General features: G+C 62.8%; 29 protein-coding genes. 15 read left to right on the top strand and 14 right to left on the bottom strand.

All coding sequences use genetic code 11. From position 1 onward, the window contains the following. Nucleotides 1–77: 77 nt before the first annotated feature. The 6 genes from KJP28_RS14860 to KJP28_RS14835 form a co-directional block, all read right to left on the bottom strand. Nucleotides 78–419, bottom strand: a complete 342-nt coding sequence (locus tag KJP28_RS14860) for a hypothetical protein (protein WP_218393397.1) — start codon at nucleotides 417–419, stop codon at nucleotides 78–80. A 97-nt stretch (nucleotides 420–516) separates the two neighbouring features. Further along, nucleotides 517–801, bottom strand: a complete 285-nt coding sequence (locus tag KJP28_RS14855) for a GIY-YIG nuclease family protein (RefSeq protein WP_218393396.1) — start codon at nucleotides 799–801, stop codon at nucleotides 517–519. 174 nt (nucleotides 802–975) lie between these two features. After that, the gene (locus KJP28_RS14850; RefSeq protein WP_218393395.1) at nucleotides 976–2,238 is read right to left on the bottom strand and encodes a Zn-dependent hydrolase; all 1,263 of its coding nucleotides are present in this window, start codon (nucleotides 2,236–2,238) and stop codon (nucleotides 976–978) included. Nucleotides 2,239–2,504: 266 nt separating this feature from the next. Continuing rightward, entirely contained in the window at nucleotides 2,505–3,833 is a 1,329-nt protein-coding gene (gene preA / locus KJP28_RS14845) for an NAD-dependent dihydropyrimidine dehydrogenase subunit PreA (protein WP_218393394.1), read from the bottom strand. 3 nt (nucleotides 3,834–3,836) lie between these two features. Then, nucleotides 3,837–4,208: a VOC family protein gene (locus KJP28_RS14840; RefSeq protein ID WP_218393393.1), complete on the bottom strand. Its 372-nt coding sequence runs from the start codon at nucleotides 4,206–4,208 to the stop codon at nucleotides 3,837–3,839. Nucleotides 4,209–4,230: 22 nt separating this feature from the next. Next, nucleotides 4,231–5,553: an NAD(P)-dependent oxidoreductase gene (locus KJP28_RS14835; protein WP_218393392.1), complete on the bottom strand. Its 1,323-nt coding sequence runs from the start codon at nucleotides 5,551–5,553 to the stop codon at nucleotides 4,231–4,233. A gap of 254 nt (nucleotides 5,554–5,807) precedes the next feature. On the opposite strand from KJP28_RS14835, the gene KJP28_RS14830 reads away from it, so the two are divergent. Further along, nucleotides 5,808–6,284: an SRPBCC domain-containing protein gene (locus tag KJP28_RS14830; protein ID WP_218393391.1), complete on the top strand. Its 477-nt coding sequence runs from the start codon at nucleotides 5,808–5,810 to the stop codon at nucleotides 6,282–6,284. A gap of 203 nt (nucleotides 6,285–6,487) precedes the next feature. Here the strand turns inward: KJP28_RS14830 and KJP28_RS14825 are convergent, their stop codons facing one another. Continuing rightward, nucleotides 6,488–7,414, bottom strand: coding sequence for an electron transfer flavoprotein subunit alpha/FixB family protein (locus KJP28_RS14825; RefSeq protein ID WP_218393390.1), 927 nt, complete (start codon nucleotides 7,412–7,414; stop codon nucleotides 6,488–6,490). After that, complete coding sequence (locus KJP28_RS14820) at nucleotides 7,414–8,172, bottom strand: electron transfer flavoprotein subunit beta/FixA family protein (RefSeq protein WP_218393389.1); 759 nt, start codon at nucleotides 8,170–8,172, stop codon at nucleotides 7,414–7,416. The genes KJP28_RS14825 and KJP28_RS14820 overlap by 1 nt, the downstream gene beginning before the upstream one ends. A gap of 219 nt (nucleotides 8,173–8,391) precedes the next feature. Between KJP28_RS14820 and KJP28_RS14815 the strand changes: the two genes are divergently transcribed. Beyond that, nucleotides 8,392–8,871 (top strand): GyrI-like domain-containing protein, encoded by a 480-nt coding sequence (locus KJP28_RS14815; protein ID WP_218393388.1) that lies wholly within the window; start codon nucleotides 8,392–8,394, stop codon nucleotides 8,869–8,871. A 1-nt stretch (nucleotide 8,872) separates the two neighbouring features. After that, a complete protein-coding gene (locus KJP28_RS14810; RefSeq protein ID WP_218393387.1) occupies nucleotides 8,873–9,241 on the top strand; it encodes a VOC family protein in 369 nt (122 codons plus the stop codon). Here KJP28_RS14810 and smpB read toward each other — a convergent pair. After that, on the bottom strand, nucleotides 9,238–9,714 hold the full coding sequence (smpB, locus tag KJP28_RS14805; RefSeq protein WP_218393386.1) for an SsrA-binding protein SmpB: 477 nt from the start codon (nucleotides 9,712–9,714) through the stop codon (nucleotides 9,238–9,240). The two genes, KJP28_RS14810 and smpB, sit on opposite strands and share 4 nt — an antisense overlap. Before the next feature lie 74 nt (nucleotides 9,715–9,788). On the opposite strand from smpB, the gene KJP28_RS14800 reads away from it, so the two are divergent. Together KJP28_RS14800 and KJP28_RS14795 are read left to right on the top strand one after the other, a co-directional pair. After that, nucleotides 9,789–10,232: an SRPBCC family protein gene (locus KJP28_RS14800; RefSeq protein ID WP_218393385.1), complete on the top strand. Its 444-nt coding sequence runs from the start codon at nucleotides 9,789–9,791 to the stop codon at nucleotides 10,230–10,232. A 100-nt stretch (nucleotides 10,233–10,332) separates the two neighbouring features. Beyond that, nucleotides 10,333–10,851 (top strand): hypothetical protein, encoded by a 519-nt coding sequence (locus tag KJP28_RS14795; protein WP_218393384.1) that lies wholly within the window; start codon nucleotides 10,333–10,335, stop codon nucleotides 10,849–10,851. A gap of 597 nt (nucleotides 10,852–11,448) precedes the next feature. On the opposite strand, the gene KJP28_RS14790 is transcribed toward KJP28_RS14795, so the two are convergent. Together KJP28_RS14790 and dapA are read right to left on the bottom strand one after the other, a co-directional pair. After that, complete coding sequence (locus KJP28_RS14790; RefSeq protein ID WP_255552426.1) at nucleotides 11,449–11,859, bottom strand: GNAT family N-acetyltransferase; 411 nt, start codon at nucleotides 11,857–11,859, stop codon at nucleotides 11,449–11,451. A 38-nt stretch (nucleotides 11,860–11,897) separates the two neighbouring features. Further along, a complete protein-coding gene (gene dapA / locus KJP28_RS14785) occupies nucleotides 11,898–12,770 on the bottom strand; it encodes a 4-hydroxy-tetrahydrodipicolinate synthase (RefSeq protein ID WP_218393383.1) in 873 nt (290 codons plus the stop codon). Nucleotides 12,771–12,925: 155 nt separating this feature from the next. Between dapA and KJP28_RS14780 the strand changes: the two genes are divergently transcribed. Next, entirely contained in the window at nucleotides 12,926–14,893 is a 1,968-nt protein-coding gene (locus KJP28_RS14780) for a lytic transglycosylase domain-containing protein (RefSeq protein WP_218393382.1), read from the top strand. Here the strand turns inward: KJP28_RS14780 and KJP28_RS14775 are convergent. Together KJP28_RS14775 and mnmC2 are read right to left on the bottom strand one after the other, a co-directional pair. Continuing rightward, on the bottom strand, nucleotides 14,862–15,764 hold the full coding sequence (locus KJP28_RS14775; protein ID WP_218393381.1) for a DMT family transporter: 903 nt from the start codon (nucleotides 15,762–15,764) through the stop codon (nucleotides 14,862–14,864). The two genes, KJP28_RS14780 and KJP28_RS14775, sit on opposite strands and share 32 nt — an antisense overlap. Then, nucleotides 15,761–16,429: a tRNA (5-methylaminomethyl-2-thiouridine)(34)-methyltransferase MnmC2 gene (mnmC2, locus tag KJP28_RS14770; RefSeq protein ID WP_218393380.1), complete on the bottom strand. Its 669-nt coding sequence runs from the start codon at nucleotides 16,427–16,429 to the stop codon at nucleotides 15,761–15,763. The genes KJP28_RS14775 and mnmC2 overlap by 4 nt, the downstream gene beginning before the upstream one ends. A 59-nt stretch (nucleotides 16,430–16,488) precedes the next feature. Between mnmC2 and KJP28_RS14765 the strand changes: the two genes are divergently transcribed. From KJP28_RS14765 to KJP28_RS14730, 8 genes are all read left to right on the top strand, one after another. Then, on the top strand, nucleotides 16,489–17,514 hold the full coding sequence (locus KJP28_RS14765) for an NAD(P)/FAD-dependent oxidoreductase (protein ID WP_218393472.1): 1,026 nt from the start codon (nucleotides 16,489–16,491) through the stop codon (nucleotides 17,512–17,514). Between the two features lie 58 nt (nucleotides 17,515–17,572). After that, on the top strand, nucleotides 17,573–18,292 hold the full coding sequence (locus tag KJP28_RS14760; protein WP_336245344.1) for a GntR family transcriptional regulator: 720 nt from the start codon (nucleotides 17,573–17,575) through the stop codon (nucleotides 18,290–18,292). Between the two features lie 114 nt (nucleotides 18,293–18,406). Beyond that, nucleotides 18,407–19,816 carry a vanillate/3-O-methylgallate O-demethylase gene (gene ligM / locus KJP28_RS14755; RefSeq protein ID WP_218393378.1) on the top strand — a complete coding sequence of 470 codons (1,410 nt, stop codon included), beginning with the start codon at nucleotides 18,407–18,409 and terminating at the stop codon, nucleotides 19,814–19,816. A gap of 213 nt (nucleotides 19,817–20,029) precedes the next feature. After that, nucleotides 20,030–21,010 carry a TRAP transporter substrate-binding protein gene (locus tag KJP28_RS14750; protein WP_218393377.1) on the top strand — a complete coding sequence of 327 codons (981 nt, stop codon included), beginning with the start codon at nucleotides 20,030–20,032 and terminating at the stop codon, nucleotides 21,008–21,010. A gap of 3 nt (nucleotides 21,011–21,013) precedes the next feature. Continuing rightward, nucleotides 21,014–21,532 carry a TRAP transporter small permease gene (locus KJP28_RS14745; protein WP_218393376.1) on the top strand — a complete coding sequence of 173 codons (519 nt, stop codon included), beginning with the start codon at nucleotides 21,014–21,016 and terminating at the stop codon, nucleotides 21,530–21,532. Then, nucleotides 21,529–22,833, top strand: coding sequence for a TRAP transporter large permease (locus KJP28_RS14740; protein ID WP_218393375.1), 1,305 nt, complete (start codon nucleotides 21,529–21,531; stop codon nucleotides 22,831–22,833). The genes KJP28_RS14745 and KJP28_RS14740 overlap by 4 nt, the downstream gene beginning before the upstream one ends. Next, complete coding sequence (locus KJP28_RS14735) at nucleotides 22,830–23,507, top strand: alpha/beta fold hydrolase (protein WP_218393374.1); 678 nt, start codon at nucleotides 22,830–22,832, stop codon at nucleotides 23,505–23,507. Before KJP28_RS14740 ends, KJP28_RS14735 begins: the two co-directional genes overlap by 4 nt. A 4-nt stretch (nucleotides 23,508–23,511) precedes the next feature. Continuing rightward, on the top strand, nucleotides 23,512–23,826 hold the full coding sequence (locus KJP28_RS14730; RefSeq protein WP_218393373.1) for a YciI family protein: 315 nt from the start codon (nucleotides 23,512–23,514) through the stop codon (nucleotides 23,824–23,826). A gap of 81 nt (nucleotides 23,827–23,907) precedes the next feature. Here the strand turns inward: KJP28_RS14730 and KJP28_RS14725 are convergent, their stop codons facing one another. After that, nucleotides 23,908–25,116, bottom strand: coding sequence for a LysR family transcriptional regulator (locus KJP28_RS14725; protein ID WP_218393372.1), 1,209 nt, complete (start codon nucleotides 25,114–25,116; stop codon nucleotides 23,908–23,910). A gap of 105 nt (nucleotides 25,117–25,221) precedes the next feature. Here KJP28_RS14725 and KJP28_RS14720 point away from each other — a divergent pair, with 105 nt between their 5' ends. Next, complete coding sequence (locus KJP28_RS14720; protein WP_255552405.1) at nucleotides 25,222–26,598, top strand: aminomethyl transferase family protein; 1,377 nt, start codon at nucleotides 25,222–25,224, stop codon at nucleotides 26,596–26,598. Nucleotides 26,599–26,600: the final 2 nt, after the last annotated feature.

Below are 26,600 nucleotides of genomic sequence, written 5' to 3'. Positions count from 1 at the left end.
ACGTATGGTTCGCGTATGGATCGACGTCTGTGCTCCCGACGCGCCGGACTTCGTTAATGCAAAGTGCCATCCCCACCTCACACGCTCGCATAGCAGCCGATGGCATCGCCATGCACGCTGATGTCGCAGGGGCCGAACTTGCTCTCGACGGCGAGCGAGAACACGTCGGACCACGGAAGCCAGAACACCCTGTAGGGGCCCTTCGGCGTGGTGACGGCCCAGGCATGGTCGGTGATGCCGCCGGGGAGGTTCACCTCCATCAGCTTCGGTTCGATGAGCGCGGCCTTGAACTCGGCGAACCGCGCGGCGTTCAGGTCGTGAAACCCGGCATCCGCCGTTGCCGGGTCGTAGCCCGCAATCTCGGCGTCGAGCTTGCTCTTGATATGGGCGATCTCCTGGGCGTCTGCGGGGGTCGTCATAGAGAGCGCCCTCGCCTTGGCACGAGTCCCCGGCTCAGGGCCGGGGCGGGTGCAAAAAAGGCTGCGCGTCCCGGGCTTGACCCGGGACCTCGGCGGATCACTCCGGGATCGCGGCGGCAAGGTCGCGCCAGTGAGGATTGGACACCATGATCAACGCATCTTTCCACGCCCGTCGCCAGCGTTTCAGGCTGCGTTCGCGCTTGAGCGCGGCTTCGAAATCTTCGTGGGGTTCGAACCAGACCAAAGTCTTTATCTTGTATTTCGCCGTATGCGCGGACATCCCCGCGCGATGTGCCTCGACCCGGTCGCGCAGGTGCGCGGTGCGACCCACGTAGAGTGCGCCGCCCGGTCGGGAGGCCATTATATAGACCCATTGCGTCATGCGTGGACCGTAGGAAGGGCTGGTTAATAATCTGTGAAGGAGAACCGGTGAGGCCCCGGCTCAAGGCCGGGGCGGGTGCAAAGAAAACCACCCGTCCCGGGCTTGACCCGGGACCTCGGCGTAAGGTCGAGCGGCCACGCATCGGGGCCAGAGTGGGTATGGCGGTGGTTGGGATCAACCCACGATCTCCGCTGTTTCGAGGGCGGCGTGGAACATGACGTCGGCGCCCGCTGTGGCCCATTCTTTCGAGATGTCTTCGGCCTCGTTGTGGGACAGCCCATCGACGCAGGGACACATGATCATGGAGGTCGGGGCGACCTGGTTGATCCAGCAGGCGTCGTGGCCCGCGCCGGAGATGATGTCCATATGGCTGTAGCCGAGCCGTTCGGCGGCGTCGCGCACGGCACTCACGCAGCCTTCGTCGAATTGCACCGGATCGAAGCCGCCGACCTTTTCCAGTTCGATCTCCAACCCCATGTCGCTCGCGATCTTTTTCGCGCCCGCGTCGAGCCGTTTTTCCATGTCCTGGATCACCTCAAGCTCCGGGTGGCGGAAGTCGACGGTGAAAATCGCCTTGCCGGGGATCACGTTGCGGGAGTTTGGGTGCACCTCGATATGACCGGCCGCGCCGACCGCATGGGGAGCATGAGACAGCGCGATTTCGTCGACCAGATCGAGGATGCGCGCCATGCCGAGCCCTGCGTTCTTGCGCATGGGCATCGGGGTGGAGCCGGTGTGCGCCTCTTTCCCCGTCACCGTCACCTGCGTCCATGACAGGCCCTGACCGTGGGTGACGACGCCGATGTCTTTGCCTTCGGCCTCCAAGATCGGGCCCTGTTCGATGTGCAGTTCGAACATCGCGTGCATCTTGCGCGCACCGACTTCTTCGTCGCCGACCCAGCCGATGCGCTTCAGCTCATCTCCGAATTTCTTTCCTTCCGCATCTTCGCGGTCATAGGCCCAATCCTGCGTGTGCACGCCTGCGAAGACGCCGGAGGCGAGCATGGCGGGGGCGAAGCGCGTGCCCTCTTCGTTGGTCCAGTTGGCGATGACGATGGGATGCTTTGTCTTGATGCCCAGATCGTTCATCGAGCGCACCGCCTCGAGCGCGCCGAGCACACCGAGAACGCCGTCATACTTGCCGCCCGTGGGCTGCGTATCGAGGTGCGAGCCCATGTAGACCGGGAGCGCGTCGGGGTCTTCGCCGGGGCGGGTTGCGAACATGTTGCCCATGGTATCGACGCCCATCGAGCATCCCGCATCCTCGCACCATTTCTGAAACAACGCGCGGCCCTCGGCATCGGCATCGGTCAGCGTCTGGCGGTTGTTGCCGCCCGCCACGCCGGGGCCGATTTTGGCCATCTCCATGAGGCTGTCCCAGAGCCGGTCGCCATTGATGCGGAGGTTTTCGCCGGGGGCGTTGGTGGGGGCTGCCATGTCGCTCTCCTGTCCTTTTTGTCGCAGGGCGGGGAGGTGCCTGCACCGCAGGCCGCCCGCCCAAAAATCAGGCGGCAGGAAAACGAAAGGCGCCCGGAGAAGGGGTCGTCCGATCTGTCGATACGGGCGCGTGATCTCGCAAACCAGGCGCGCTACCGTTTCCCTGTCGTTTTGCCCGAAGCCTTATTTCCTTGGCGTCGTGGCGGTGTTCGTGTGTTTGACCATTCGGTTAAATCGAGGCTAGCACAGCCCCTCCCACTGTCAATTCACTGACCCCGCGAGATGCAGGTCAGCGGGTCGCCGTCCGGGTTGTTCGGATGCTCAAGCCATGTGCGTTTGTCGTCTTCGGCGGGGATCGTCATGCCGGTGCGCTGATCGACTTCACCGGGTTTCAGACGTCGCATCGTGATGCAGCCTTCGACCGGACAGACGTTGACGCAGAGGTTGCAGGCGACGCATTCGTCGTCTTTCACGCTGAAGGTCCGGTCCGGCCCCATCTCGATCGCCTGATGCGAGGTGTCTTCGCAGGCGGCGTAGCAACGACCGCACTTGATGCAGAGGTCTTCGTTGATCTCGGCCTTGGTGACGTAATCGAGGTTGAGATGCTGCCAGTCAGTGACGCGGGGCACGGCGCGGCCGATGAATTCGCTCGTCGTGGCATAGCCTTTCTGGTCCATCCACTGGTTGAGGCCCGAAATCATCTCCTGCACGATCTTGAAACCGTAGGTCATGGCTGCGGTGCAGACCTGTGCGTTCCCTGCACCGAGCGACATGAACTCCGCCGCGTCGCGCCACGTGGTGATGCCGCCGATGGCCGAGATCGGGATGCCCCGCGTCTCGGCGTTGCGGGCGACCTCGGCGACCATGTTCATGGCGATGGGTTTCACCGCCGGGCCGCAATAGCCGCCATGGGTGCCGTAGCCGTCGATCATCGGCTCGGGGCACATTTCATCGAGGTTCACGCTGGTGATCGAGTTGATCGTGTTGATCATCGACACCGCATCCGCGCCCCCCTGTTTCGCGGCGAGCGCGGGTTTGGTGATGTCGGTGATGTTCGGCGTCAGCTTGACGATGCAAGGCAGGTCGGAGTGCTTTTTGACCCATTCGGTGATCTGGCCCACGTATTCCGGCACCTGCCCCACGGCGGACCCCATGCCGCGTTCGGCCATGCCGTGCGGACAACCGAAGTTCAGCTCGACCCCGTCCGCTCCGGTTTCGCCGACCCGGTCGAGGATCTTGCGCCACGCATCCTCGTCCAGTGGCACCATGAGAGAGACGACCACCGCACGGTCGGGATAGTCGGCTTTGACGCGCTTGATCTCTTCGAGGTTGGTCTCGAGCGGGCGGTCGGTGATGAGCTCGATGTTGTTCAGCCCCAGAAGCCGCCGGTCCGCGCCCCAGATCGCGCCGTAGCGAGGGCCGTTGACGTTGACGACAGGGGGGCCTTCTTCGCCCAGCGTCTTCCACACCACGCCGCCCCAGCCGGCCTCGAACGCGCGGCGGACGTTGTATTCCTTGTCGGTCGGCGGGGCCGATGCGAGCCAGAACGGGTTGGGCGAGGTGATCCCCGCGAAAGTGGTTTTCAGGTCTGCCATTTGTCAGGCTCCTTCCGTCTGGAGAAGAATGAGGTTGCCCTCGCTGTCGTGGATCATCGCCCAGCGGGTCGTCGGATCCCACGGCGCTGCGTCCGGGCCGAGGTGGATGGGGACGCCGGCGGCTTTGAGCGCGGCGACATCGGCGTCCACGTCGTCGCAGTGAAGGACGAGGTCGGGCGTCTCGCGCGGGGTGATCGACGCGACCTTGGAGATCTGGAGCCGGGTGCGCGCGCCCGGAAGCGTCAAAAAGATCCAGCGGTCTTCGCCGTATTCCGCGTCCGTGTGGACCGAGAAGCCGAGCTTGTCGGTATAGAACGCGACCGCGCGGGCCTGATCCGTGGCGCCTATGGTCTGAAAGTGGATGTGGCTGGGCATGGGCCTGGCTCCGATCCGGGGATTACCCCATGAGGCTCGCGTGGATGTCTTCGGCGGCGTCGCGCCCCTCGGCGACCGCCGTGACGGTGAGGTCATCGCCACCCGCAGCACAGTCGCCGCCTGCCCAGATGCCGGGCCGCGTGGTGCGCCCTGCCCCGGACACCGCGATCTTGCGCCCGTCGATCTCCAACCCGTGACCGTCGCCGAGCGTCTGCCCGATGGCCTTGAACACCTGATCGGCGGGGAGCGTGAAGGTCTCGTCCAAAGGTTTCGCGTTGTCGTCGGTGTAGGCGAATTCGATCCCTTCGACGTGGTTGCCGCCGGTGATCTTCACCGGGGCCGCGTTGCAGACGATATGCACGCCCTTGGAGGCCGCGAGGTCCTGTTCGTATTCCGAGGCGGGCATCTTGTCCTGCCCGCGCCGATAAACCAGCGTGACCTCTTCCGCGCCGAGAAGCTTGGCCTGCGTCGCCGCGTCGATGGCGGTCATGCCGCCGCCGATGACGACCACGCGCCGCCCGATGGGAAGGTTGCGCAGGTTGTGGGACTGGCGCAGCTTGGCGATGAAATCCACCGCGTCCTCGACCCCTTCGAGCCCCTCGCCCTCGATCCCGAGGTCGTTGGTGTCCACCAGCCCGATCCCGAGGAAGACCGCGTCGTAGTCTTCGGAAATCTGCGACAGGTGGAGCGAATTGCCGAGCGCCGCGCCAAGCTTCAACTCGATCCCGCCGATACCCATGAGCCATTCGACCTCACGCGAGGCGAAGTCGTCGACGCTTTTGTAGGACGCGATGCCGAATTCGTTCAGCCCCCCCGCCTTTTCGCGCGCATCGTAGAGCGTCACGTCATGGCCATACATGGCGAGCCGATGGGCACAGGCGAGACCGGCCGGCCCGGCCCCCACCACCGCCACGCGCTTGCCGGTCGGCGCGGCGCGGGTGTAGGGCTGCGGCCCCTGCCACATCAACGTGTCGGTCGCGAAGCGTTGCAGGCGGCCGATCTGGACCGGCTCGCCCTCGGCGGTTTCGCGCACACAGACCTCTTCGCAGAGCGTTTCTGTCGGACAGACGCGGGCGCACATGCCGCCGAGAATGTTCTGGTCCAGAATGGTCTTGCCCGCGGCTTCCGGCGTTCCTGTCAGGATCTGGCGGATGAACAGCGGAATGTCGATCGAGGTCGGACAGGCTTCCATGCAGGGCGCATCGTAGCAGAAATAGCACCGATCCGCCGCGACCTGCGCCTCATGCGCGTCCAGCGGCGGATGCAGATCCGCGAAATTTTTCGACAAAGCCTCGTGCTCGAGTCGACCTGCCACAACACCTGGCGTCATCGGAGAATGTGCCATCCCTGTCTCCTTGCTTGGTTTTGTCACACGCTTGCACGGGTCAGAAATTTTATCAAATGGTAAATTTTAGCTGCGGCGCGGCAGAAACCGAAGGATGTTTGCGGTCTGAGCAGGTCGCGGTGGCGATGCTCAAATGATGTGCGTTTCGCGAAGGCAGGTGCGCGGACGAGGCGGACAGAAGCTCCGAGCGCAATGTCCGCATTGAGTCCTTGTTGTCTTCTTCTGCGGTGCGGAAGGTTATGATAGTCTAGGGCATGAACTCAGAACGTATCGACCGCGCAGAGCGAAAAATCGCGTCTTCCGCCGACGCCATCTATCGTGCCTTCCTTGAGCCATCTCTGCTTGAGAGGTGGCTGCCTCCAGAAGGGATGACTGGCAAGGTCCATGAGATAAGCGCGTTGAAAGGTGGCGGGTACGTCATGAGCCTCTATCACGGCGAGGCAGCACCAACAGTCCCCGGCAAGACAACAGAACATGAAGACAGATTTCGGGTTGTGTTCGATGAACTTACGCCCGGAAGGCAGGTCGTGCAGCGGGTTGTCTTCGACTCGACCGACCCAAGCTTCGCGGGTGCGATGAAGCAGACATGGACACTTGAGAGTGCTGGACAACAGACCACAGTGTTAGTCGCATGCGAGAATGTACCAGAAGGCATCCGACCCGAGGATCACGCAGTCGGTCTGAACTCCTCGCTTCAAAACCTCGCAAAGGTTGTCGAGGCGACCGACTGACAAGCCGTTGGATGTTGTAGTAAAGGTCGGCTTCGTCCCGCCAAGCGGTTATCCATCGCGCGGCTCGCATGGATATCTTCGGGAGTTGCCGTTCGACAGATCGTGGCATCCACGGGACACGAGATTCAATCTGCCTCATCGTCAAAAAAAAGCCCGCCAGTCGGCGGGCCTTTTGGTTTTGATAGGTGTCTGGAACCCGCCAGTCAGAGCTTTTCGATCAGCTCCGGCACGGCGGTGAAGAGGTCGGCGACGAGGCCGTAATCCGCGACCTGAAAGATCGGGGCTTCTTCGTCCTTGTTGATCGCCACGATGATCTTCGAATCCTTCATCCCCGCGAGGTGCTGGATCGCGCCCGAGATGCCGACGGCGACGTAGAGCTCGGGGGCCACGACCTTGCCGGTCTGGCCCACCTGCCAGTCGTTCGGCGCGAAGCCCGAGTCGACCGCGGCGCGCGAGGCCCCGACGGCGGCGCCGAGCTTGTCGGCCAGTTTCTCGATCAGTTCGAAGTCGTCTTCCGACCCGACGCCACGGCCACCCGACACGACGATGCCCGCCGAGGTGAGTTCCGGGCGGTCGCTTTCCGCCATCTTGTCCTCGACCCAGGAGCTGAGGTCGGACGCCGCCGGCGCGTCGATCGTCTCGACGTTCGCCGACCCGCCGTCACCGGCCGCGTCGAAGGACGAGGTGCGCACGGTGAAGACCTTCTTCTCATCCGAGGATTTCACGGTCTGGATCGCGTTGCCCGCGTAGATCGGGCGCTCGAACGTGTCGGCATCGACGACGCCGGAGACGTCCGAGATCACCATCGCGTCGAGCAGCGCCGCGACGCGCGGCATCACGTTCTTCGCATCCGTCGTGGCCGGTGCGCAGATGTGGCTGTAATCGCCCGCAAGCGACACGATCAGGTCGGCGGTCGGTTCGGCCAGACGGTGGCCCAGCGAGTCGCCCTCGGCGACCAGCACCTTTGCCACACCGTCGATCTTGGCGGCCTCGGCGCCCGCGTCGGCGGCAGCGGCCCCGGCGCAGAGCACGGTCACGTCGCCCAGCGACTGCACGGCGGCCACGGCCTTGGCGGTCGCATCGACCGAAAGCTCGCCCGCGTTGACTTCACCCAGAAGAAGAACAGCCATTACACCACCCCTTTCTCTTTGAGTTTCGAGACGAGCTCGTCCACGCTTTCCACCTTGATCCCGGCGGAGCGTTCGGGCGGCTCGGAGACCTTCACGACCTCGAGGCGCGGGCTGACGTCGACGCCGTAATCGTCGGCGGTCTTCTCATCCAGCGGCTTCTTCTTGGCCTTCATGATGTTGGGCAGGCTCGCATAGCGCGGCTCGTTCAGGCGCAGGTCGGCGGTGACGATGGCCGGCAGCTTGACCTCGATGGTCTGAAGCCCGCCGTCGACTTCGCGGGTGACTTTCGCGCTGTCGCCGTCGAGGTCGAGTTCCGAAGCGAAGGTCGCCTGACCCCAGCCCAGAAGCGCCGCGAGCATCTGACCGGTCGCGTTCATGTCGTTGTCGATCGCCTGCTTGCCGGCGATGACCAGCTTGGGCTCTTCCTCGTCGATCACCGCCTTGAGGATCTTGGCGACCGCCAGCGGCTCGATGTCGTTGTGAACGTCGTCGGCCGCAACCACGAGGATCGCGCGGTCGGCACCCATCGCCAGCGCCGTGCGCAGCGTTTCCTGCGCCTGCTTCACACCGATGGACACCACGACGACCTCTTCGGCCTTGCCCGCTTCCTTCAGACGGATCGCCTCTTCCACGGCAATCTCGTCGAACGGGTTCATCGACATTTTGACATTGGCGAGATCGACGCCAGACCCATCGGACTTAACCTTGGCCTTCACGTTGTAGTCGATCACGCGCTTCACGGGTACGAGTACCTTCATGAGCTACGACCTCTCCCTTTGCGCCCCTGGCGGGCATTGAGTCTGCTGCATGGTGTAGCGCCGGGCGGGGGATGGCAACAATCCCAAAGCGACATTTTGTTGCGCTGCGACGCAGCGTTTCGGCGGATTGTAATGATCTAAGGCCGGATTGAACCGCCCAAAGGTGACAAGACGCGTGAAAACCGACACAGTGGTTCAGCAGGATACGAGGATACGATCATGGTGACGCTTCCCGAACCCGACATTCTGATGGTCAGCGCGAAGACCCTCGTCGGACTTGCCGATGACTACGATATGTCCCGGCGTGGCGAGATTCCGCAGCTCTATGAAAAGTTCTTCGCGCTCCGGGGTGAGATGCAAACCGTCATCAGCCCGGTGCTTTACGGGGTGTCGATGGATGCGCGGCCAGACGGGTCGTTTCGTTACGGCGTGGGCGTCGAGATCGACGATGCCGACGCGCCGCAGCCGGAGGGCACCTGTCACATCCACCTGTCGGCGGGCACCTATGCGCGGTTCTGTCTGCGCACGCCGATGACCGAGATGCCGCAATACTTCGACAAGGTGTTCGCGGAATGGCTTCCGTCATCCGGTTTCGCGCCACGTGAAGGCGCGGTGTTCGAGCTTTATCCGGAGGACTCGAACCCGGACAACGGCACGATGAGTTACGAGATCTGGGTGCCGGTCACGAAAGGAACGTGAGATGGAAAAGGTGACGGGAATCGGCGGGTTCTTCTTCCGGGCGCAGGACACGAAGGCGTTGGCCGCGTGGTATCGCGACACGCTTGGGGTCAACCTCGTGCCCGAAGGCCCGGACGATGCGCCTTGGATCCAGGAGGCCGGACCGACCGTCTTCGCGCCCTTCTCTGCCGATACCGACTATTTCGGTCGTGACGATCAGGCGTTCATGCTGAATTTCCGGGTGAACGACCTCGACGCCATGCTGGCGCAATTGCGTGAGGCTGACATCGACATCAGCCGCGAAGAGGAAATGGAGGGCGTGGGCCGGTTCGCCCGTATCCACGACCCGGAAGGCAACCCGATCGAATTGTGGGAACCGGCGGGCGGCTAACCGTTCTGTTTCAGAAGCCTCTGCTTCTGGCGGTTCCAATCCTGTTTGGCTTTGTCGGCGCGCTTGTCATGAAGCTTCTTGCCCTTGGCGATCCCGACCTTCAGCTTCGCGATGCCCTTGTGGTTGAAGTAGAGCACGAGCGGCACGATGGTCATGCCCTTGCGTTGGGTGTCGTTCCAGAGGCGCGACAGCTCTTTCTTCGAGACCAGCAGCTTGCGGCGGCGACGTTCCTCATGCCCCCAGGTCTTGGCCTGCTCGTAGGGCGCGATATAGCTGTTCACCAGCCACAGCTCGCCATCCTCCACCGCCGCGTAGCTTTCGGCGATGTTGGCCGTGTTGGTGCGCAGCGATTTCACCTCGGAGCCCTGCAACTGGATCCCGCATTCGATGTCGTCCTCGATCGCGTAATCGTGCCGCGCCCGCCGGTTCTCGGCGATCACCTTGTAGTTAGGGTTGTCGTCTTTCTTGGCCATGGTCCCCCCATATAGGCGAGCCGGCTGGGCGAGGGAAGGTTGCCCACCCGGAATTCGACGCTAATCTCGCGGCCATGAAGCCGGTCATCCTTACCCACGACTACCCATTCCCGCCCGAACGTGTCTGGGCGCTCGCCACGGATTACGACGCGTTGAAGGAGGTCATGGACGGGCTCGTCACCTTCGAAGGCGTGCCCGAGGGGCGGACCGTGACGGGGCAAAAGATGGACGTCACGACCTCGCTCTTCGGTCGGCTTCCGCCGCAGCCTTATTACATGGAAGTCGTGGAATGCGACGACGACGCGATGGTGCTGCGCTCGTCCGAGCGGGGCATGGGCGTGCGGTCCTGGCAGCATACCGTGACGGTCGAGCCGACCGCAGAGGGCAGCCGCCTGACCGACCGGATCGAGATCGACGCAGGCTGGCGCACGCCGATATTCCGAGCATGGGCACGGTTCATGTACGGGCGGCGGCATGCGCCAAGGATGCGGATGCTATCGGCGGGTTGGGGCGACTGACGGGGACTGGTACGCGGAGGGTTTGGTTGGTGGGGGACCGCTGCCGGTGATGACGAGGATCTAGCTTGCACACGCAACAAACCCTTGCAAACGTCAACCAATGACTGATTTCGAAGAAAAGCTTGCGACAATAATTGGTAGACCATCAAGACACAGGCCTTTTGTTTGCGATGGCTTCCCTTCGGATTGCGCCACGTGGGTTGTAGGATACAACGCCGCGACTACAGGCGGCGACTGGTGGCAGTATTGGTCCTCGGACAGCGGTTTCGATCTTCAGTCATGGCGCAATGACTATGATGCTGAACGAGAGAAGCGCGGAAAAGGTCCTTCCGCTACGCGCCGCCGAATTGACCGTTTGAGGGCGTCAATACCAGACATCCTAGAGACCAACATTTTCGCTGTTCCATCAACAAGAATGGCAAATATGCCGGACAGCGACACAGCGGCCTTTGATCTAATGTTGGCAACATTGAAACCCAACACAATCATCGCACATGGCGTGCCAGCGGCAAATCATCTCGCCGGCTGGACTGATGGAAAGCTGATTAAGTGCCCTCATCTATCACGCGCGGGTTATGCAGTAGTTGATGCTGTCATCGCCGAGCTTCAAGCGAACTAGTTTTTCTTCGAAAGTAGCGAGTGCTGCGACTGCTTGGATTCGGTTCGTTAGGGCTTGATCGGAGCCTCTTTGCTACATGCACGCACGGCGAAAATGCGGACGAAGCCGACGTCAATCACCAACGCTTCGCACTTCCATGTCATCGTAAACGAAGGTCGCAGTAGGGCTTAACGCGATAGTGAAGGAATATACTACGGTCTCAGTCTCGCTCCTACAAAGACCAAACATCGCAACTCCCATTCTTCGGTCGGAAGCGTCACCTCGTTGAAGCCTGCAGTCAGCGAAAGATGCAACGCCAGTGTTTTCAATTTCAGACATGCGCTTGAAATAATAGGATGTTGTGGTGATGAGGTATTGGTGCTCGGCTGGTCGGTTTATTGCTACGAAGAGTAGCCAGGTCGTCAAAGAACCGGCCACAGCCGCGCCGAACATTTTCCAAAAAACTCGCATTCACGGCCCCAAGCATGACAGTCGGCAGCAAGTCGATCTTTAGAGCATCATTTCTGAAACGGCAAAGTCAGGAGTAGGCTCAATCCGGTCATCGCAACTGCTCCGATCACGCCTATGCGCTCACCAACTCAAAGGAACAAGAGTGCCCTACCCCAGCGCCATGCTCATGCGATAATTATGAAGTTCGACGCCCTGTCGTTCGACCTCGCGCCGCTGCTCCACGACGAAACCCCGCGCCTCGAAAAAGGGTCGGGCGGTTTCGCTGGCTTCGACGAAGAGTGCCGAGAGGCCGAGGGTGCGTGCCGCCTCTTCCAGCGCGTCGTAGAGCGCCGGGCCTGCACCGCGGGGGTGGGTGTAGAAGCAGTCGATGTGGCCGTCCCGCTCCAGCTCGATGAAGCCGGTTACGCCGCCGCTGTCCGCGACGAAGACCATCCGCCCGTCGGCTTCGCGGTCCGCGAATATCTCGGGCCGTGGCGCGGGGGACCATGCGGCGCGTTGGGCGGCGGTGTAATGCGCTGCGGCGGCCCCGTGGACCGCCGCGTGAAAGACCTCGGCCAGCGCCGGGGCGTCGTCCGGCCGGTAGCGCCGGACGCGGATCAGTTGATCAGCCCCGCATGGGTCATCGCCGCATCCATCGCCGCGCGGGTTTCGTCCGCGAGCGGCATGAGCGGCAGGCGCACGTCCTCTTCGATGAGGCCCAGCTTGGCCATGCCATATTTGGCACCGGCCACGCCCGGCTCCATGAACACTGCGCGGTGGAGCGGCATCAAACGGTCCTGAATGTCGAGCGCACGGCCATAGTCGCCTTCCAGCGTGGCTTCCTGAAGCTCTGAACACAGCGCCGGGGCGACATTGGCCGTGACCGAGATGCAGCCGACCCCGCCCATTGCGTTGAAGCCATGCGCGGTCGGATCTTCGCCGGACAGTTGGATGAAGTCGCGCCCGCAAAGGTCGCGCTGCCACGCCACGCGCGCAAGATCACCGGTCGCATCCTTCACGCCGATGATCATCTCGTGCTTGGCAAGCTCGGCCATGGTCGCGGGCGCCATGTCCACGGCGGAGCGACCCGGAATGTTATAGATGATGATCGGCAGGCCCACCTCGGCCACCGCAAGGAAATGGGCGATCAGCCCCTGTTGCGTCGGCTTGTTGTAGTAGGGCGTCACCACCAGCGCGGCATCCGCGCCCACGTTCTTTGCGAACTGGGTGAAATGCAGCGCCTCGACCGTGTTGTTCGACCCGGAGCCGGCAATCACCTTGAGCCGACCGGCGGCATGCTCGACCACGGTTTTCACGACAAGCTCATGCTCTTCGTGCAGAAGCGTCGGGCTTTCCCCGGTCGTGCCCACCGGGACCAGCCCGTGCGACCCCTGATCGACATGCCAGTCCACCAGACGTTTGAGCGCATCGACATCCACTTTGCCGTTCTTGAACGGCGTCACAAGGGCCGGGATGGAACCTTTCAGCATGTCACGCTCCTGTCTGTCGTTGAGGGCCGTTGATACCCTATGAGCCGCGCGGTGAGTCGCCCGGCGTGAAAACGCGCGGAAACTAGCCGCGATCCGCCGAAATGCCAAGAATGTGTGTTGAAGCGCTTTTTCGATGCGCTACCTATGCGCTCATGATGAGACGCGCCCTGACCGACGCCCGCCTTTTCCTTGCTGCCCTGCTCACGGCTATTGTGGCCGCAACGTCCGCCCCGGCGCAGGACGAAGGCGAGGTCGTGGCCCTGAAAAATGCGCTCGACCTGATGCGGGACGGAAAATGGGACGCGGCGCTCGTTGCGGCCGGGCCGGAAGAGTCGCTGCCGTGGGACGTGATCCAGTGGAACCGCCTGAGGGCGAGCCAGGGCAGTTTTGCCGAAACGCAGGCGTTTCTGGAACGACGCGGCGACTGGCCGGGGATCGACTTGCTGCGCGAACGGTCGGAGAAGACCATTCCAGAGGATGCGCGGCGGTCGGACGTGCTGGCGTTCTTCGCGGATGTGAAGCCCGAGACAGGTACCGGATCGCTGCGCTACGCCCGCGCGCTGTGGGAAAGCGGCGAGAAAGACGCGGCAATGGCAGAGGCGCGGCGCGCCTGGACCAACTTCGCGCTGACGAGCGAGGAAGAAGCGCTGTTCATGGTGGTCTGGCCAAAGACGCTGGCCGAATTTCACTGGCAGCGCATGGACATGCTGTTGTGGCGGGGGCTTGAAAGTCAGGCCGAGCGGCACATGGCTCGCATCGACACGGAGCACCAGATTCTCGCCCGCGCCCGGATCGGGCTCAGGGACGATAAACCCGGCGTGGACGGGATGATCGAGAAAGTGCCCGACGCGCTCGCCGACGATCCCGGCCTTGCCTATGAGCGGATGCTGTGGCGGGCGCGAAAGGGGCGCAACGACGACACGATCGAGCTGATTCTCGAACGGTCGGGGAGCGCGGAGAGCCTCGGAAAGCCGGACGAATGGGGATATCAGCGCCGAAACCTCGCCCGTTGGGCGATGCGGGAGGGGCGCTATGAGACCGCCTATGACCTCGCCGCAAATCACCATATCGACGAGGGGTGGAACCGGGAGGACAGCGAATGGCTCGCCGGTTATCTCGCGCTTCGGTTCCTCGACCGGCCGGAAGACGCGCTGAAGCATTTTCAGACCTTTCGCACGACGGTGGACACGCCGATCAGCCTGAGCCGCGCCGGGTACTGGGAAGGCCGCGCACATGAAGCTTTGGGCAATGCCGAAGCCGCCCGCGCGGCCTATGCCTTCGGGGGCGAGCACCAGACGGCGTTCTACGGGCTCTTGTCTGCGGAGAAGGCCGGGTTGCCGCTCGACCCGAAGCTGGCCGGGACCGAGGAGTTCCCCGACTTCCGGCAAGCGAGTTTCTGGGGCACGCCAATCATGGAGGCCGCGCGGCTCACATGGGCGGCGGGCGAGACTTACCTGACCGAACGCATGGTGGTGCATCTGTCCGAGCGTCTGGACCGGGCCGAAACCGGGGCCTTGGGCGACTGGGCGATGAGCGTGGATGCGCATCATGTCGCGCTGGTCATGGCCAAACACGCGGTGAACTTCGAGAAGGTGTTGGAAGCATCCTACTTCCCGGTCCCCGAGATCGGCCGCGGCAATCCGACGGTGCCCCGCGCTCTGGAATTGTCCATCGCGCGCCGGGAGAGCGAGTTCGACCACGAAGTTTCGTCCCATGCCGGGGCGATGGGGCTGATGCAGCTCATGCCCGGAACCGCGAAGGACATGGCGAACCGGGTCGGGGTGGATTACGTCCGCGCGAAACTCACGGCGGACAAGCAGTACAACACGCGGCTCGGCAGCGAGTACCTCGCGTGGTTGATGGAGCGTTATGGCAACAACCCGATCCTGATCGCGGTGGCTTATAACGCAGGCCCCGGTCGCGCGAATTCCTGGCAGAAAACGCTGGGCGACCCGCGCGACCCGGACGTGGATATCGTGGATTGGATCGAAATGATCCCGTTCAACGAAACCCAGACCTATGTTATGCGCGTGACCGAAAGCCTGCCGATCTACGAAGCACGGCGCGCGGGCGACGTGCCGGGTGGCCCGCTCAACTTCGTCTCAATGCTGAAGCGGCGGTAGATCTGCGGCTGACCTGACGCTCGCGCCAGACCGTGAACAGCCCCGCGCCCACGACGATGGCCGCGCCAATCACCGTTGGCAGGTCCGTGGTTTCTCCGAAAAAGCTAATCGCGATGATCGACACGAAGACGAGCTGGAAATAGGCGAAGGGCTGCACCGCGCTGGCCTCGGCCTGTTCGTAGCACTTGATGAGCAGGTAATGCCCAGACGCACCGGTGATGCAGAGCAGACCCATCCAGAGCCAGTCCTCCCGCGCCATCGGCTCCCAGTAAAACGCGCCAATCGCGGTGATCGCGACCATGCCGGTGACGCCCGTCCAGAAAAACGAGGTCGCCGCCGAATCGCGATGCGCGACATAGCGGGTGGCGAGGCCGTAGATCGCGAACAAAAGCGCAGCGAGGAGCGCGATGAGCGCCTCGGGCGCGAACACCGCAAGGCCGGGGCGCAGGATGATGAGGATACCGATGAAGCCGACCCCGATCGCTGCCCAGCGCCGTGGCCCGACCTTTTCGCCCAGCACGGGGCCCGACAGCGCCGCGATCATAAGCGGGTAAGAGGCGAAGAGCGCGTGGGTGGGGATCAGCCCGAGCACGACGAAGGCATAGACGGTCACGACGATCTCGAAGATCAGGAGCACGCCGCGGAAAGTCTGTAGAACTGGCTGGCTTGTGCGCGCGGCTGCGCGGATGCCGCCTTTGCTTCGCGCCGCGACCGCGATGACGAACAGCGCGAAGAACCAATAGCGGATCATCACGATCATCCAGACATTGTATTCTTCTGCGAGCAGGCGTGACACGCCATCCTGCACCGCGAAGACGAACACGGCGGCTATCATCAGCAAGATGCCCGCGCGGGTGTTGTTTTGGCTCATCGCAACCTCGCAACCGTCATGTGACGCTTGCGCCCGTATCCCGGCACGCGGGTGACGTCAAAGCCTGCGTCCTCCAGACCGCGCCTTACGAAGCCCGCCGCGGTGTATGTCGCCGCCGTGCCGCCGGGTGCGGTGTGGCGGGCGACTTGCGCCATGAGGTCAGGCGACCAGAGTTCCGGGTTTTTGGCGGGCGAGAAGCCGTCGAGGAACCAGGCGTCTGCTTGTCTATCCCATGCCGGGAGCGTTTCGCGCGCATCGCCTTCGATCACGTCCACGCTGAGCGGGCCGATTGTGAAGAACCGGATCCCTGCACCCCAGACGGCAAGCAAGGGGTCGGCCACGGCGCGCGCCTCGGGAAACGTATCCAACGCGCGGGCGATGTCATCGACCGCCATCGGGTAGGCTTCGAACGAGGTGTAGCGGATCGGGATGTTGCTTTCGCGCAGGGCCAGCACCATCGCCAGCATGTTTAGACCGGTGCCAAATCCCAGCTCCGCGACATGGAACCCCGGCACGCAGCGTTCGGGAAGGTCGTTTCCCCCCAGAAACACGTGCCGGGTTTCCGCCAGCCCGTCATGGATCGAGAAATAGGGATCGTCGAACCGGGTCGAGACCGGCACCATGCCGTCCCGCCACTCCAACTCCGCGCTCTGGTTCTCGCTCATGGTTTCGCCTATCGAAGGGTCCGAGACGCGGACGATGCAGGAGGGTCTCTGGCTTGGCAATGGTCGATGTGACGGTGCGCGGCGCGGGGGCCTTCGGGCTGGCCGTCGCCTGGGCCTGCGTGTCGCGCGGGGCCAAAGTGCGCGTGGTCGATCCCGGCGGGGTCGGGGCCGGAGCGTCGGGCGGGCTGGTCGGCGCGCTCGCGCCGCATGTGCCGGAGAACTGGAACGCAAAGAAGGCGTTTCAATTCGCGGCGCTCGACCGGGGCGAAGCGTTCTGGCGCGACGTCGAGGAGGTCGGCGGTCTGCCCTCGAGTTACGCGCGAACCGGGCGGCTGCAACCCATCGCCGACGATCACGCGCTGGCGCTGGCCGAGGCCCGTGCCGCGACCGCGCGGGAATTGTGGGAAGGCCGATATGTTTGGGAGATCGTCGAGGCGGGCGAATGGGCGCCCCTGTCACCCACCGGCAGGCTGATCCATGACACGCTCACCGCCCGGATGTTTCCGCGCAAGGCGGTCGCGGCCCTTGCCGCCGCGATCCGCGCGAAGGGGGGCGACGTTGTGCCCGAAGCCCCGGACGAAGGCGCGGTGGTCTGGGCCACGGGCGCGGCGGGGCTCGTCGAGATGACCGAGGCGCGCGGGCGTCTGGTGGGGGCGCCGGTCAAGGGGCAATCCGCGCTTCTCGATTTCGACGCGCGCGACCTGCCGCAGATTTTCGCGGACACGGTGCATATCGTACCCCATGCCGATGGGACGACCGCCATCGGTTCCACAACGGAACGGGACTTCGACGAGCCTAACACCTGCGACGATCAGCTCGACGAGGTGCTCGACCGGGCGCGCGCCGCGGTGCCGGCGCTCGCCGACGCGCCGGTGATCGAGAGATGGGCCGGGCTGAGGCCCCGAGCGCGGACGCGTGCGCCCATGCTGGGCGCATGGCCGGGGCGCGACGGCCATTTCGTCGCCAATGGTGGCTTCAAGATCGGCTTCGGGATCGCGCCTGAGGTCGGTCGCGTCATGGCGGCGCTGGTGCTCGATGCGCAGGACGAAATCCCGGACGGGCTCAGGGTCGAAGACAACCTTTGAGCCTTTGACACGCGCCGCGCTTTGTATACATTCCCGTGTATACATCGGAGGGTTCAGTGTGAGTGATCGTGGCAATACCAACGCGAAACGAGCGGCCTACGACCTGCGGCAGCGGATCATCAAGGGCGAATTGCCCGGTGGCACACGGTTGTTCGAGGTCGCTTTGGCCGAGGAACTCGACGTGTCCCGGACCCCTGTGCGCGAGGCGATGAGCCGGCTTGCGGAGGAAGGTCTGTTGGAGCGCGCGCAGAGCGGCGGCTTCGTCGTGCGGTCGTTTACCCATGCCGATGTGGTCGACGCCATCGAGCTTCGCGGCGTGCTCGAAGGCACGGCGGTTCGGCTTGCCGCAGAAGCTGGCGTTTCCGACGAACAAATCAGCCATGTCAATGAACTGGTCGGTCGAATCGACGCCTGTTTTGCCGTTTCCGGGCAGCCGGACCTGGACCTGTATTCCGAGCTGAACGCAGCATTTCATGACGAATTGTCGCGGCTTTGCCCCTCTCCCATCGTGCAGAGCGAGCTGGAGCGGGTGAAGTCGCTGCCCTTCGCATCACCCTCGGCGTTCGTGTTTCGGCAACGCGACCGGGACGGGATGATTCAGTCGCTGATCCTCGCTCAGGCGCAGCATCGGGCGATGATCGAAGCGATAGCAGGCCGTGAGGGTGCGCGGGCCGAGGCGCTGGCGCGCGAACACGCCCGAATCGCGCGGCGAAACCTCGAGGCCAAGGCGCTCGGCGCGGATTTCGCGCATCCGGCGATGGCTCTCGTCGTGGAGTAACACGCGGTCGCGCATACATTTTGCGGCAATTTTCGGCGAAAATCCCGAAAACCGCTTGCATTTTGCGCCGCGCATGGCATCCATGTATACAATTTTCATCCCAGGGAGGACATCATGGTCAAGAGCCTTGAGCAAGTCATGCAGGAGACGAACATCGTCGATCACCTGCGCAATTCCAAAATCGGCATGTACATCTATCCGGGTGTCGCGCCGGAATTCACCAACTGGCGTTCCGAGCAGAACGCTTGGCGTGACTCGGTCGTGGTTTATGACCAGTCGCACCACATGGACGAAGTCACCGTCGAAGGCCCGGACGCCGCCGCGTTTCTGAGCCACGTCGGTATCAACGACTTCGGCAACTTCGACATGGGCCGCGCGAAGCACTTCGTGCCCGTGACCCCGGCCGGCCACGTGATCGGCGACCACATCATCTTCCGCCTCGATGACAACAAGTACGTCACCGTTGGCCGCGCCCCGACCTCGAACTGGATCATGTTCCAGGCCGCGATCGGCAAGTGGAACGTCAAGGTGTCCTACGACCCGCGCTCGGATTCGCGCCCGGATGGCAAGGCGATCTACCGCACGCATTACCGTTTCCAGATCCAGGGCCCCGATGCCGACAAGATCTTTGAAAAGATCAACGGCGGCCCGGTTCCGGAGATCAAGTTCTTCCACGTCGACACGATCAACATCGGCACCCGCAAGGTTCAGGCCCTGCGTCACGGCATGGCCGGTGCGCCCGGTCTGGAAATCTGGGGTCCGTATGCCGACAAACACTACATCCAGACGACCATTCAGCAGGCCGCCCGCGAAGTCGGCGTCGAAATGCACTTCGTGGGTTCGCGCGCCTATTCGACCAACACGGTCGAGAGCGGCTGGATCCCTTCGCCGCTGCCCGGCATCTACACCGGCGACGGCATGATGAAAGAGTACCGTGAGTGGCTCACCGAGAACCACTACGAGGCGGCAGGCTCCATCGGCGGTTCGTTCGTCTCGGACAACATCGAAGACTACTACGTGAACCCGTTCGAGCTTGGCTACGGCTTCTACATCGGCTGGAAGAAAGACGACTTCATCGGCAAAGACGCCCTGACCAAGATGAAAGGGTCCGAGTCCAACCGCAAGAAGGTCACCTTCGAGTGGAACGCGGAAGACGTGATGAAAGTCATCGCTTCGTCCTTCGCTCCGGGTGAGAAGAACTACAAGTGGATCGACTTCCCGCAGCCGAACTACGCCTCGTCCACCGCGGACATGGTGAAACAGGGCGACAAGATGGTCGGCATGTCGATGTTCAACGGCTATTCCTTCAACGAGCGCTGCCTCTTGTCGCTCGGCGTGGTGGATCAGTCGGTCGAAGTCGGCGACGTTCTCGAGATGACCTGGGGCGAACCGGACGGCGGCTCCAAGAAAACCTCGGTCGAGCCGCATGAGCAGACGACGATTCGCGTTCGCGTCTCGCCGACGCCCTACTCGACCGAAGCTCGCGAAAGCTACGCAGACAGCTGGCGCACCAAAGGCTCCTGAGTCTGAAGACACCCGGACGCGGCTGGTGCGACACCCCGCCGCGTCCGATTTGCCGAACGGCTCAAGAGCGCCGCCGTTTATGGCATCAAAATAGCCTCAACTTATCGAGGTAGGCGCGAATGTGATTTGCTCGACCCCCTTTTGCTTCTAGGTTGCGGCGGCAAACCGCCCTAGTCTTGGGCCGGCAGATCAGAACCTTGGGAGGAAAAAGGAATGATTACCGCACTTCGTACCGCAGCCGCCGCCGCCGCGCTCACCGTGGCAGCCGCCGCGCCGGGCCTGGCCGAAACGGTCAAATTCGCGCACTGGGTTCCGCCCGCGCACACGCTTACGAAATCGACCATCGAGCCGCTTCAGGCCGCGACCGCCGACAGCGGTCTCCAGATCGACGTCTATCCGGGCGGCGAGCTTGGCGCTGGCCCGCTCGAGCAATATGTCCGCGTGGTTCAGGGCGTGGCCGACATCGTCTGGGGCCTTCAGGGCTACACCTCGTCGCAGTTCCCGCTGACCATGGTCTCCGAGCTTCCGGGCGCGAAGCCCGAGGGCATGACCGGCTACGACATGATCTGGAACGCCTATGAGGCAGGCCAGCTCGACGGCGAGTTTCCGGGCACCAAGCCGCTTGCGCTTTGGCTCTCGGAACCGAACGTCTTCATCATGAAGGACGTGGACGTGCGCACGCCCGCCGACCTCGAAGGTCTGAAGATCCGCGTCTCCGGCTCCGCAGCCGCAGCCGCCGTCGAATCCCTTGGAGCGACCCCGGTTCAGATGCCGGCCGGCGAGATCTACAACTCGCTTCAGACCGGCCTGATCGACGGCGTCATCACCGGCGCGTCGGCCATCGGCGACTTCAAACTCGATGAGGTGGCGAACAGCTACACGCTCAACGCGCCGCTTGGCCACATCTCGTTCTACGTCGTGATGAACCAGTCGAAGTATGACAGCCTGCCGGACGCGGAAAAGGCGGCAATCGACGCCATCGCGGGTCGTGAGCTTTCGAAATCCGCCGAAGAGGGCTGGTACGCCCGCGCCGAGTCGGTGATCGAGCAGATCTCGAGCATGGACGACAACACCGTCTACACGCTGACCGACGAAGAGCGCGCCGCGTTCGAGGAACTGACCTACCCGATCCGTGACGAAGTCGTCGCGAATGTGGGCGGCGAAGACGTCCTCAAGACCATGCAGGGCATGTAAGACTTGCTGGCACGGCTAAACAACTGGGCAGACAGGCTTATTCGCCTGACTGCCCTTATCGGCACGGTAGGCCTCGTGGTCGAGGTCACCGTCATTCTTGTCGATGTGATCGGGCGGTTCTTCGGAGCGCCCCTCACCGGTGCGCAGGACATCACCGCAATGGGCATGACCTTGATCGTGTTCGGTGGCATGGCGCTGTGCGACAAGATCGGGGGCCACGTCAACGTGGACCTCTTCGAAGGCACGATGCCGCGTTGGATGATCTGGGCCGGCGATTTTGCCTCGGCCATCATCGGCGCCGTGATTTTCGCCGGGATCGCCTGGACGACATGGCAGTCGATCTATCTGATGCGGTTCCAGATGAATATCGTGCAGACAACAAACATTATCGACCTTCAATTCGACTGGTTCAAAGGCGCCATCGTCGTGATGTCGATCGTCACGGCACTCGCCATGACACTTCGCGCCGTCCAGTTGATCGTGACGGGTGACAACGGGCAGGAAAGCAAGGGGCGCGCATGAGCGGGGAAATGATCGGGCTCATCGGGCTCATTTCGCTATTCGTCCTTCTCGGACTGCGTATCCCGGTGGCCTTCGCCATGTTCGCGGTCGGATTCGTGGGCGTTTCCATCCTGAACTCACCGCAGGCCGCGTTGAGCCAGCTGGCCTCGGACAGCTTCTCGCTCGCCGCGAAGGTCGAGCTCGTGGTGGTTCCGCTGTTCATTCTGATGGGGAACGTGGCGACCGAGACCGGGATGAGCCGGAAACTCTATGACGCGGCTTATGCCTGGATCGGGTCGATCCGGGGCGGGTTGGCTTCGGCCACCGTGGTCGCATGCGGTGGTTTCGCCGCACTGTCGGGGTCCTCGGTGGCTTCGGCCCTGACCATCGGGCGCGTGTCGCTGTCGGAAATGAAGCGGTTCGAATACGACGACCGGCTTTCGACCGGCGTCGTTGCGGCTGGCGGCACGCTTGGCATCCTGATCCCGCCCTCTACCGGTTTCGTGATCTATGCGCTCCTGACGCAGGAATCGATCGGGCGGCTCTTCCTTGCAGGTGTGCTTCCGGGTCTTTTGCTGCTGTCCATGTTCATCCTGACGATCCTCGTCATCACGTGGTTCAAGCCCGCGATGGGGCCGAAAGGTCCGTCCACGACGTTTACGGAAAAGATGCGGTCCACCGGCGGTGCGGCTCCGATCCTACTCGTGATCGTTCTGACGATTGGCGGCATCTACACGGGCATCTTCTCGCCCGTCGAAGCCTCGGCCGTTGGCGCGGGTCTCGTGATCCTGTTCGGGACGCTCATGGGCAACCTGAACTTCGCGAAATTCTGGAAGGCCGCGCAGGACAGCGTCGTGACCACCGCGACCGTGATGCTGATCCTGATCTCGGCGTACATGATCAAGACCTTCCTCGCGCTCAGCCACATTCCGCAATGGCTCGGCACCTATCTCGAGGGTCTGGCGATTCCGGTGATCGGCGTACTGGCGATCATGCTGGCGATTTACCTGATCCTCGGCTGCTTCCTTGAAGGGTTCGCGATGATGGTGCTGTCGATGCCGATCTTCTTCCCGGTTGTGCAGCAGCTTGGCATCGACCCGATCTGGTTCGGTGTGCTTGTCGTTCTGACACTGGAAATGGGCCTGATCTCGCCGCCGGTCGGATTAAACGTGTTCATCGTGAAATCCGTGGCGCCAGACGTGTCGCTCGCGAAGATGTTCCGTGGCGTGGCGCCGTTCTGGTTCGCGATGCTGGTGACGCTCATCCTGCTCGTCGCTTTCCCGCAGATCGCGCTGATCCTGCCCAACACGATGATCCAATGACCGCGATTCTGATCCCCGGTTTGCTTTGCGACCGGTTCTGTTGGGAGCCGATTCTGGACCATATGGATCAGGCGATGGTGGCAGATGTCTCGACGCAGGAAAGCATCGCGCAGATGGCGGCCGATTGCCTTGCCATTTCCGAGGGGCCGCTGGAAGTCGCGGGTCATTCCATGGGCGCGCGGGTCGCGATGGAAATCGCACGGATTGCGCCGGGGCGTGTGCGCAAGCTGGCGCTTCTGGACACCGGGTTTCACCCTTTGAAAGAAGGCGAAATCGACGCGCGCGCCGAGATCGTGGCTTATAGGCATGAGAACGGGATGGAGGCTTTGGCGGCGCGGTGGTTGCCGCCGATGGTGTATGAGCCGAACCAGACGCCGGAGCTGATGAAGGGTCTCACCGACATGGTGCTGCGCAAGGATGCCGAAGCGCATGAGCGGCAGATCCGGGCGTTGGTGACGCGGCCCGATGCGTCGTCCTATCTGCACGAAATCAAGTGCGAGACGCTCGTCGTCGTCGGGCGGCAGGACCAGTGGTCGCCGGTCGCTCAGCATGAAGAGCTGGTGAGCCGTCTGCCCAACGCACGGCTGGAGATCATCGAGGACGCGGGTCATTTTGCTCCGGTCGAGAAACCCGAGATCGTCGGGCCACTCATAGCCCGTTTTTTGCAGGAATAGAGCCTTGTTTTATCTCATGGAGAACATCCACCACCCCGACAAACAGGACGAACGCGACAGGCTTCGCCCCACGCATCGCGATTGGGTCGGAACGGGCGGAAACGGCCTGTGTTCCGTGCTGATCGGGTCGGCTTTGTGGGATGCAGACGGCAATGCGATCGGGCATTGGGGCGTGCTCGAAGCGGACAGCGAAGAGAACGCGCGCGCCTTTGCCGAGGGCGACCCGTTTTACACCGAAGGCGTGGTCGACACGCTCAGGCTCACCCGGCTTGCGGACGGGTTCCAGGCGCACCGGATTTCGGAGCGGATGAGCGGCTGAAACCGCCGGAATCCACGTATGTCTCACGTATGTATTGCGTATGGCATGCGTATGGCATCACGTGCGGTTCGCGCCCTGCCCTTATGCCTCGCCCGCTTCGTCAATCTTCTCCCGCAGGATCCGCAGAAACTCGGCAATCGCGTCGCTTGGTGGGCCGTCTCCGAACCGGGTGACGCCGATCGAGACACGGGAGCCGGGGAGGTCGACATCAACCGGTTTCAGCTCCGGGCGAAGCCGTTTCAACCCGGATCGCCCGTAGCACAGGAGCGCGATCGAGCCGCTCGCGACGATCATCTGTTCTGCGTTCGAGAATGAAAACATCTCGGCGGATTGCGCTGGGGGACTTGCACCGGCGTCACGGAAGGTTCGGTCGAAAAAGGCACGGATCGGGGTGCCGTGGGGCGCGACAATCCATTGTTCTCCGGCGAGCTCCTCGATGGAAACTGCGGCGCGATGGACCGGGTGATCGTGGCGGGCGATCATCAGGTAGTTCTCGAAATACAGGTGTTCTTCGACGAAACCGGGAACCGGTGACGGGGCGCGAAGCACACCCATGATCAGGTCAATCTCGCCGCGTTTGAGGGCGTCGGACAACGTGTCATAGCCGCCCGGCACGGCGACAAGGTGGACCAGCGGGTGGCGACGGGTGATTTCGCCAAACGCATCGAGCACCATGGATTGACCAGAGAAAGGCAGCATTCCGACCGACACGCGCCCCACGAGTTCATCTCCCGTAGCTTCGAGCCGCGTGGGTATGTCGGACAGGACCCCGGCGATCCGGTCCCACAGCGCAGCGAGGGCGCGCGCGGGCTCCAGCGCCTCCAGCCCGGTCTGTCGACGTGCGAAGAGCGGTTCGCGCACGTAATCCTGGCAGGCGGTCAGCGATTGGGAGACGGCAGGCTGGCTGATGCCGAGTGCCTGCGCCCCCGCTGAGGCGGTGCCATGACGGACCACGGCGGCGACCGCGCGCAGATGCCGCCATCGCACGAGATTGGGCAAGCGCAAGACACCTGTATTGCCCAGCGCGCCACGCTCCACCGCTTCCATATCCGCGAAGATGCGGCGGCATTGTGCGATCACGATGTCTCCCATCGCCGTCGGTTCGGAGCCGGCCCAGCCACGTTGAAACAGGGAGACCCCGAGGCGTTCTTCGGCATCGTGGAGCGAGCGCGAAAATGCGGGTTGCGACAGCGCGACGGAATCGGCGGCGTCGGACAACCTCCGATGCTCGGACAAGGCCCGGATCACCCGGATATGGCGCGCCGACAGGGGCGAAGTTTGCGGTTGCATAGGCACTATATAAGCGATTTGCGATCATTTATACAAACTGCGCATAAGCGGACTGCATCGGCGGCCCCTATATCTGGCGCATCACCGAATCCGGGAGGACACCGAATGTGCGCTAAGTCGCTTGAAGACCGGCTGAAAGACTACGACAGCCCCTTTGAAATGCTCTACGAGAACCAGATGGGGCGATACCCGTTTCCGATCGAACCGGAATACACCCATTGGGCCGAAGAGCAGCGCGCCTGGCGCGAGGGCGTGGCGCTCATGAACCAGAGCTTCCACATGACCGACCTTTACGTAAAAGGCCCGGACGTCATGAAGCTCCTGTCCGACATCTCGGTCAATTCCTATGCCAAATTCGGCAAGGGCAAAGCCAAGCAGATCGTCTGCGTCAACTATGACGGCTACCTGATCGGTGACTCGATCGTCTTCGGTCTGGAAGATGACGAAGTGAACATCGTCGGTCGCCCCATCGTGCCGAACTGGGTTCAGTATCACGCGGAAACCGGCGGATATGACGTCACCATCACCCGCGACGAGCGTAAGCTGGACGATCCCGACAACCGCCGCCTGACCTATCGTTACGAGGTGCAGGGGCCGCTTGCTCTCGACCTTCTCAACAAGGTGAACGAAGGCGGCGAGTTGACGACCAAGTTCTTCAACATGGGCGAGATCACCATCGCGGGATGCAAGGCGCAGACGCTGTCGCACGGCATGGGCGGTGCGCAAGGTCTTGAAATCTGGGGGCCGTTCGACGAGGGCGAAAAGGTCAAGGCCGCGTTGATCGAAGCAGGCAAGGAATTCGGCCTGCGCCTTGTCGGTAGCCGCGCCTATGCGTCGGCCGCAGCGGAATCAGGCTGGGTGCCTTCGGTGCTTCCGGCGATCTACACTGGCGAGAAGATGAAGCCTTACCGCGAGTGGTTGAAGGCCAACGCGTTCGAGGCGATCTCGACGCTCGGCGGGTCCATGAAGACCGGAAATGTCGAAGATTACTACATGACGCCGTGGGATGTGGATTATGGCCGCGTTGTGAAGTTCGATCATGATTTCATTGGCCGCGAGGCTTTGGAAAAGATGGCCGACGGTCCGCACCGCAAAAAGGTCACACTGGTCTGGGACCATGACGACGTGCAGAAAGTCTATGCCGGTCAGCTTGGTCACGAAGACCTGCCGACGAAGAACATGGATTTCCCGGCGGCGCATTATGCCTCCTACCCCTACGACCTTGCCACCAAGGACGGCAAGCCGGTGGGAATCAGCATCGCGCCCGCCTATTCCGCGAACGAACGCGCCTGGATCAGCCTTGCCGTTCTGAACCCGGAAGTGGCGGAAAACGGCACTGAAGTGACGGTAACGTGGGGTGAGCCCGATGGCGGTTCCTCTAAACCGACCGTCGAGCGGCACCGTCAGGCGGAGGTCCGCGCCGAAGTGCATCCTTGGCCCATTCACGAAGCGTCCCGCCTGACGTATCGTAGCCAAACTTGAGG

It is taken from the genome of Maritimibacter dapengensis (assembly GCF_019218265.1).
GTDB classification, from domain to species: Bacteria; Pseudomonadota; Alphaproteobacteria; order Rhodobacterales; family Rhodobacteraceae; genus Maritimibacter; species Maritimibacter dapengensis.
The sequence above is the reverse complement of the archived record's forward strand: the minus strand, read 5'-3'. Positions and strand labels throughout refer to the sequence as shown.

Bases quoted from the DNA above. Each gene is read 5' to 3' on its own strand.
- dapA (WP_218393383.1), bottom strand. From the start codon at position 12,770: ATGCTGAAAGGTTCCATCCCGGCCCTTGTGACGCCGTTCAAGAACGGC.
- KJP28_RS14780 (WP_218393382.1), top strand. From the start codon at position 12,926: ATGAGACGCGCCCTGACCGACGCCCGCCTTTTCCTTGCTGCCCTGCTC.
- KJP28_RS14810 (WP_218393387.1), top strand. From the start codon at position 8,873: ATGGAAAAGGTGACGGGAATCGGCGGGTTCTTCTTCCGGGCGCAGGAC.
- KJP28_RS14840 (WP_218393393.1), bottom strand. From the start codon at position 4,208: ATGCCCAGCCACATCCACTTTCAGACCATAGGCGCCACGGATCAGGCC.
- KJP28_RS14850 (WP_218393395.1), bottom strand. From the start codon at position 2,238: ATGGCAGCCCCCACCAACGCCCCCGGCGAAAACCTCCGCATCAATGGC.
- KJP28_RS14800 (WP_218393385.1), top strand. From the start codon at position 9,789: ATGAAGCCGGTCATCCTTACCCACGACTACCCATTCCCGCCCGAACGT.
- KJP28_RS14835 (WP_218393392.1), bottom strand. From the start codon at position 5,553: ATGGCACATTCTCCGATGACGCCAGGTGTTGTGGCAGGTCGACTCGAG.
- mnmC2 (WP_218393380.1), bottom strand. From the start codon at position 16,429: ATGAGCGAGAACCAGAGCGCGGAGTTGGAGTGGCGGGACGGCATGGTG.
- KJP28_RS14765 (WP_218393472.1), top strand. From the start codon at position 16,489: ATGGTCGATGTGACGGTGCGCGGCGCGGGGGCCTTCGGGCTGGCCGTC.
- KJP28_RS14795 (WP_218393384.1), top strand. From the start codon at position 10,333: ATGACTGATTTCGAAGAAAAGCTTGCGACAATAATTGGTAGACCATCA.
- KJP28_RS14740 (WP_218393375.1), top strand. From the start codon at position 21,529: ATGAGCGGGGAAATGATCGGGCTCATCGGGCTCATTTCGCTATTCGTC.
- KJP28_RS14775 (WP_218393381.1), bottom strand. From the start codon at position 15,764: ATGAGCCAAAACAACACCCGCGCGGGCATCTTGCTGATGATAGCCGCC.
- KJP28_RS14720 (WP_255552405.1), top strand. From the start codon at position 25,222: ATGTGCGCTAAGTCGCTTGAAGACCGGCTGAAAGACTACGACAGCCCC.
- KJP28_RS14830 (WP_218393391.1), top strand. From the start codon at position 5,808: ATGAACTCAGAACGTATCGACCGCGCAGAGCGAAAAATCGCGTCTTCC.
- KJP28_RS14825 (WP_218393390.1), bottom strand. From the start codon at position 7,414: ATGGCTGTTCTTCTTCTGGGTGAAGTCAACGCGGGCGAGCTTTCGGTC.
- preA (WP_218393394.1), bottom strand. From the start codon at position 3,833: ATGGCAGACCTGAAAACCACTTTCGCGGGGATCACCTCGCCCAACCCG.
- KJP28_RS14735 (WP_218393374.1), top strand. From the start codon at position 22,830: ATGACCGCGATTCTGATCCCCGGTTTGCTTTGCGACCGGTTCTGTTGG.
- ligM (WP_218393378.1), top strand. From the start codon at position 18,407: ATGGTCAAGAGCCTTGAGCAAGTCATGCAGGAGACGAACATCGTCGAT.
- smpB (WP_218393386.1), bottom strand. From the start codon at position 9,714: ATGGCCAAGAAAGACGACAACCCTAACTACAAGGTGATCGCCGAGAAC.
- KJP28_RS14820 (WP_218393389.1), bottom strand. From the start codon at position 8,172: ATGAAGGTACTCGTACCCGTGAAGCGCGTGATCGACTACAACGTGAAG.
- KJP28_RS14855 (WP_218393396.1), bottom strand. From the start codon at position 801: ATGACGCAATGGGTCTATATAATGGCCTCCCGACCGGGCGGCGCACTC.
- KJP28_RS14815 (WP_218393388.1), top strand. From the start codon at position 8,392: ATGGTGACGCTTCCCGAACCCGACATTCTGATGGTCAGCGCGAAGACC.
- KJP28_RS14860 (WP_218393397.1), bottom strand. From the start codon at position 419: ATGACGACCCCCGCAGACGCCCAGGAGATCGCCCATATCAAGAGCAAG.
- KJP28_RS14750 (WP_218393377.1), top strand. From the start codon at position 20,030: ATGATTACCGCACTTCGTACCGCAGCCGCCGCCGCCGCGCTCACCGTG.
- KJP28_RS14725 (WP_218393372.1), bottom strand. From the start codon at position 25,116: ATGCAACCGCAAACTTCGCCCCTGTCGGCGCGCCATATCCGGGTGATC.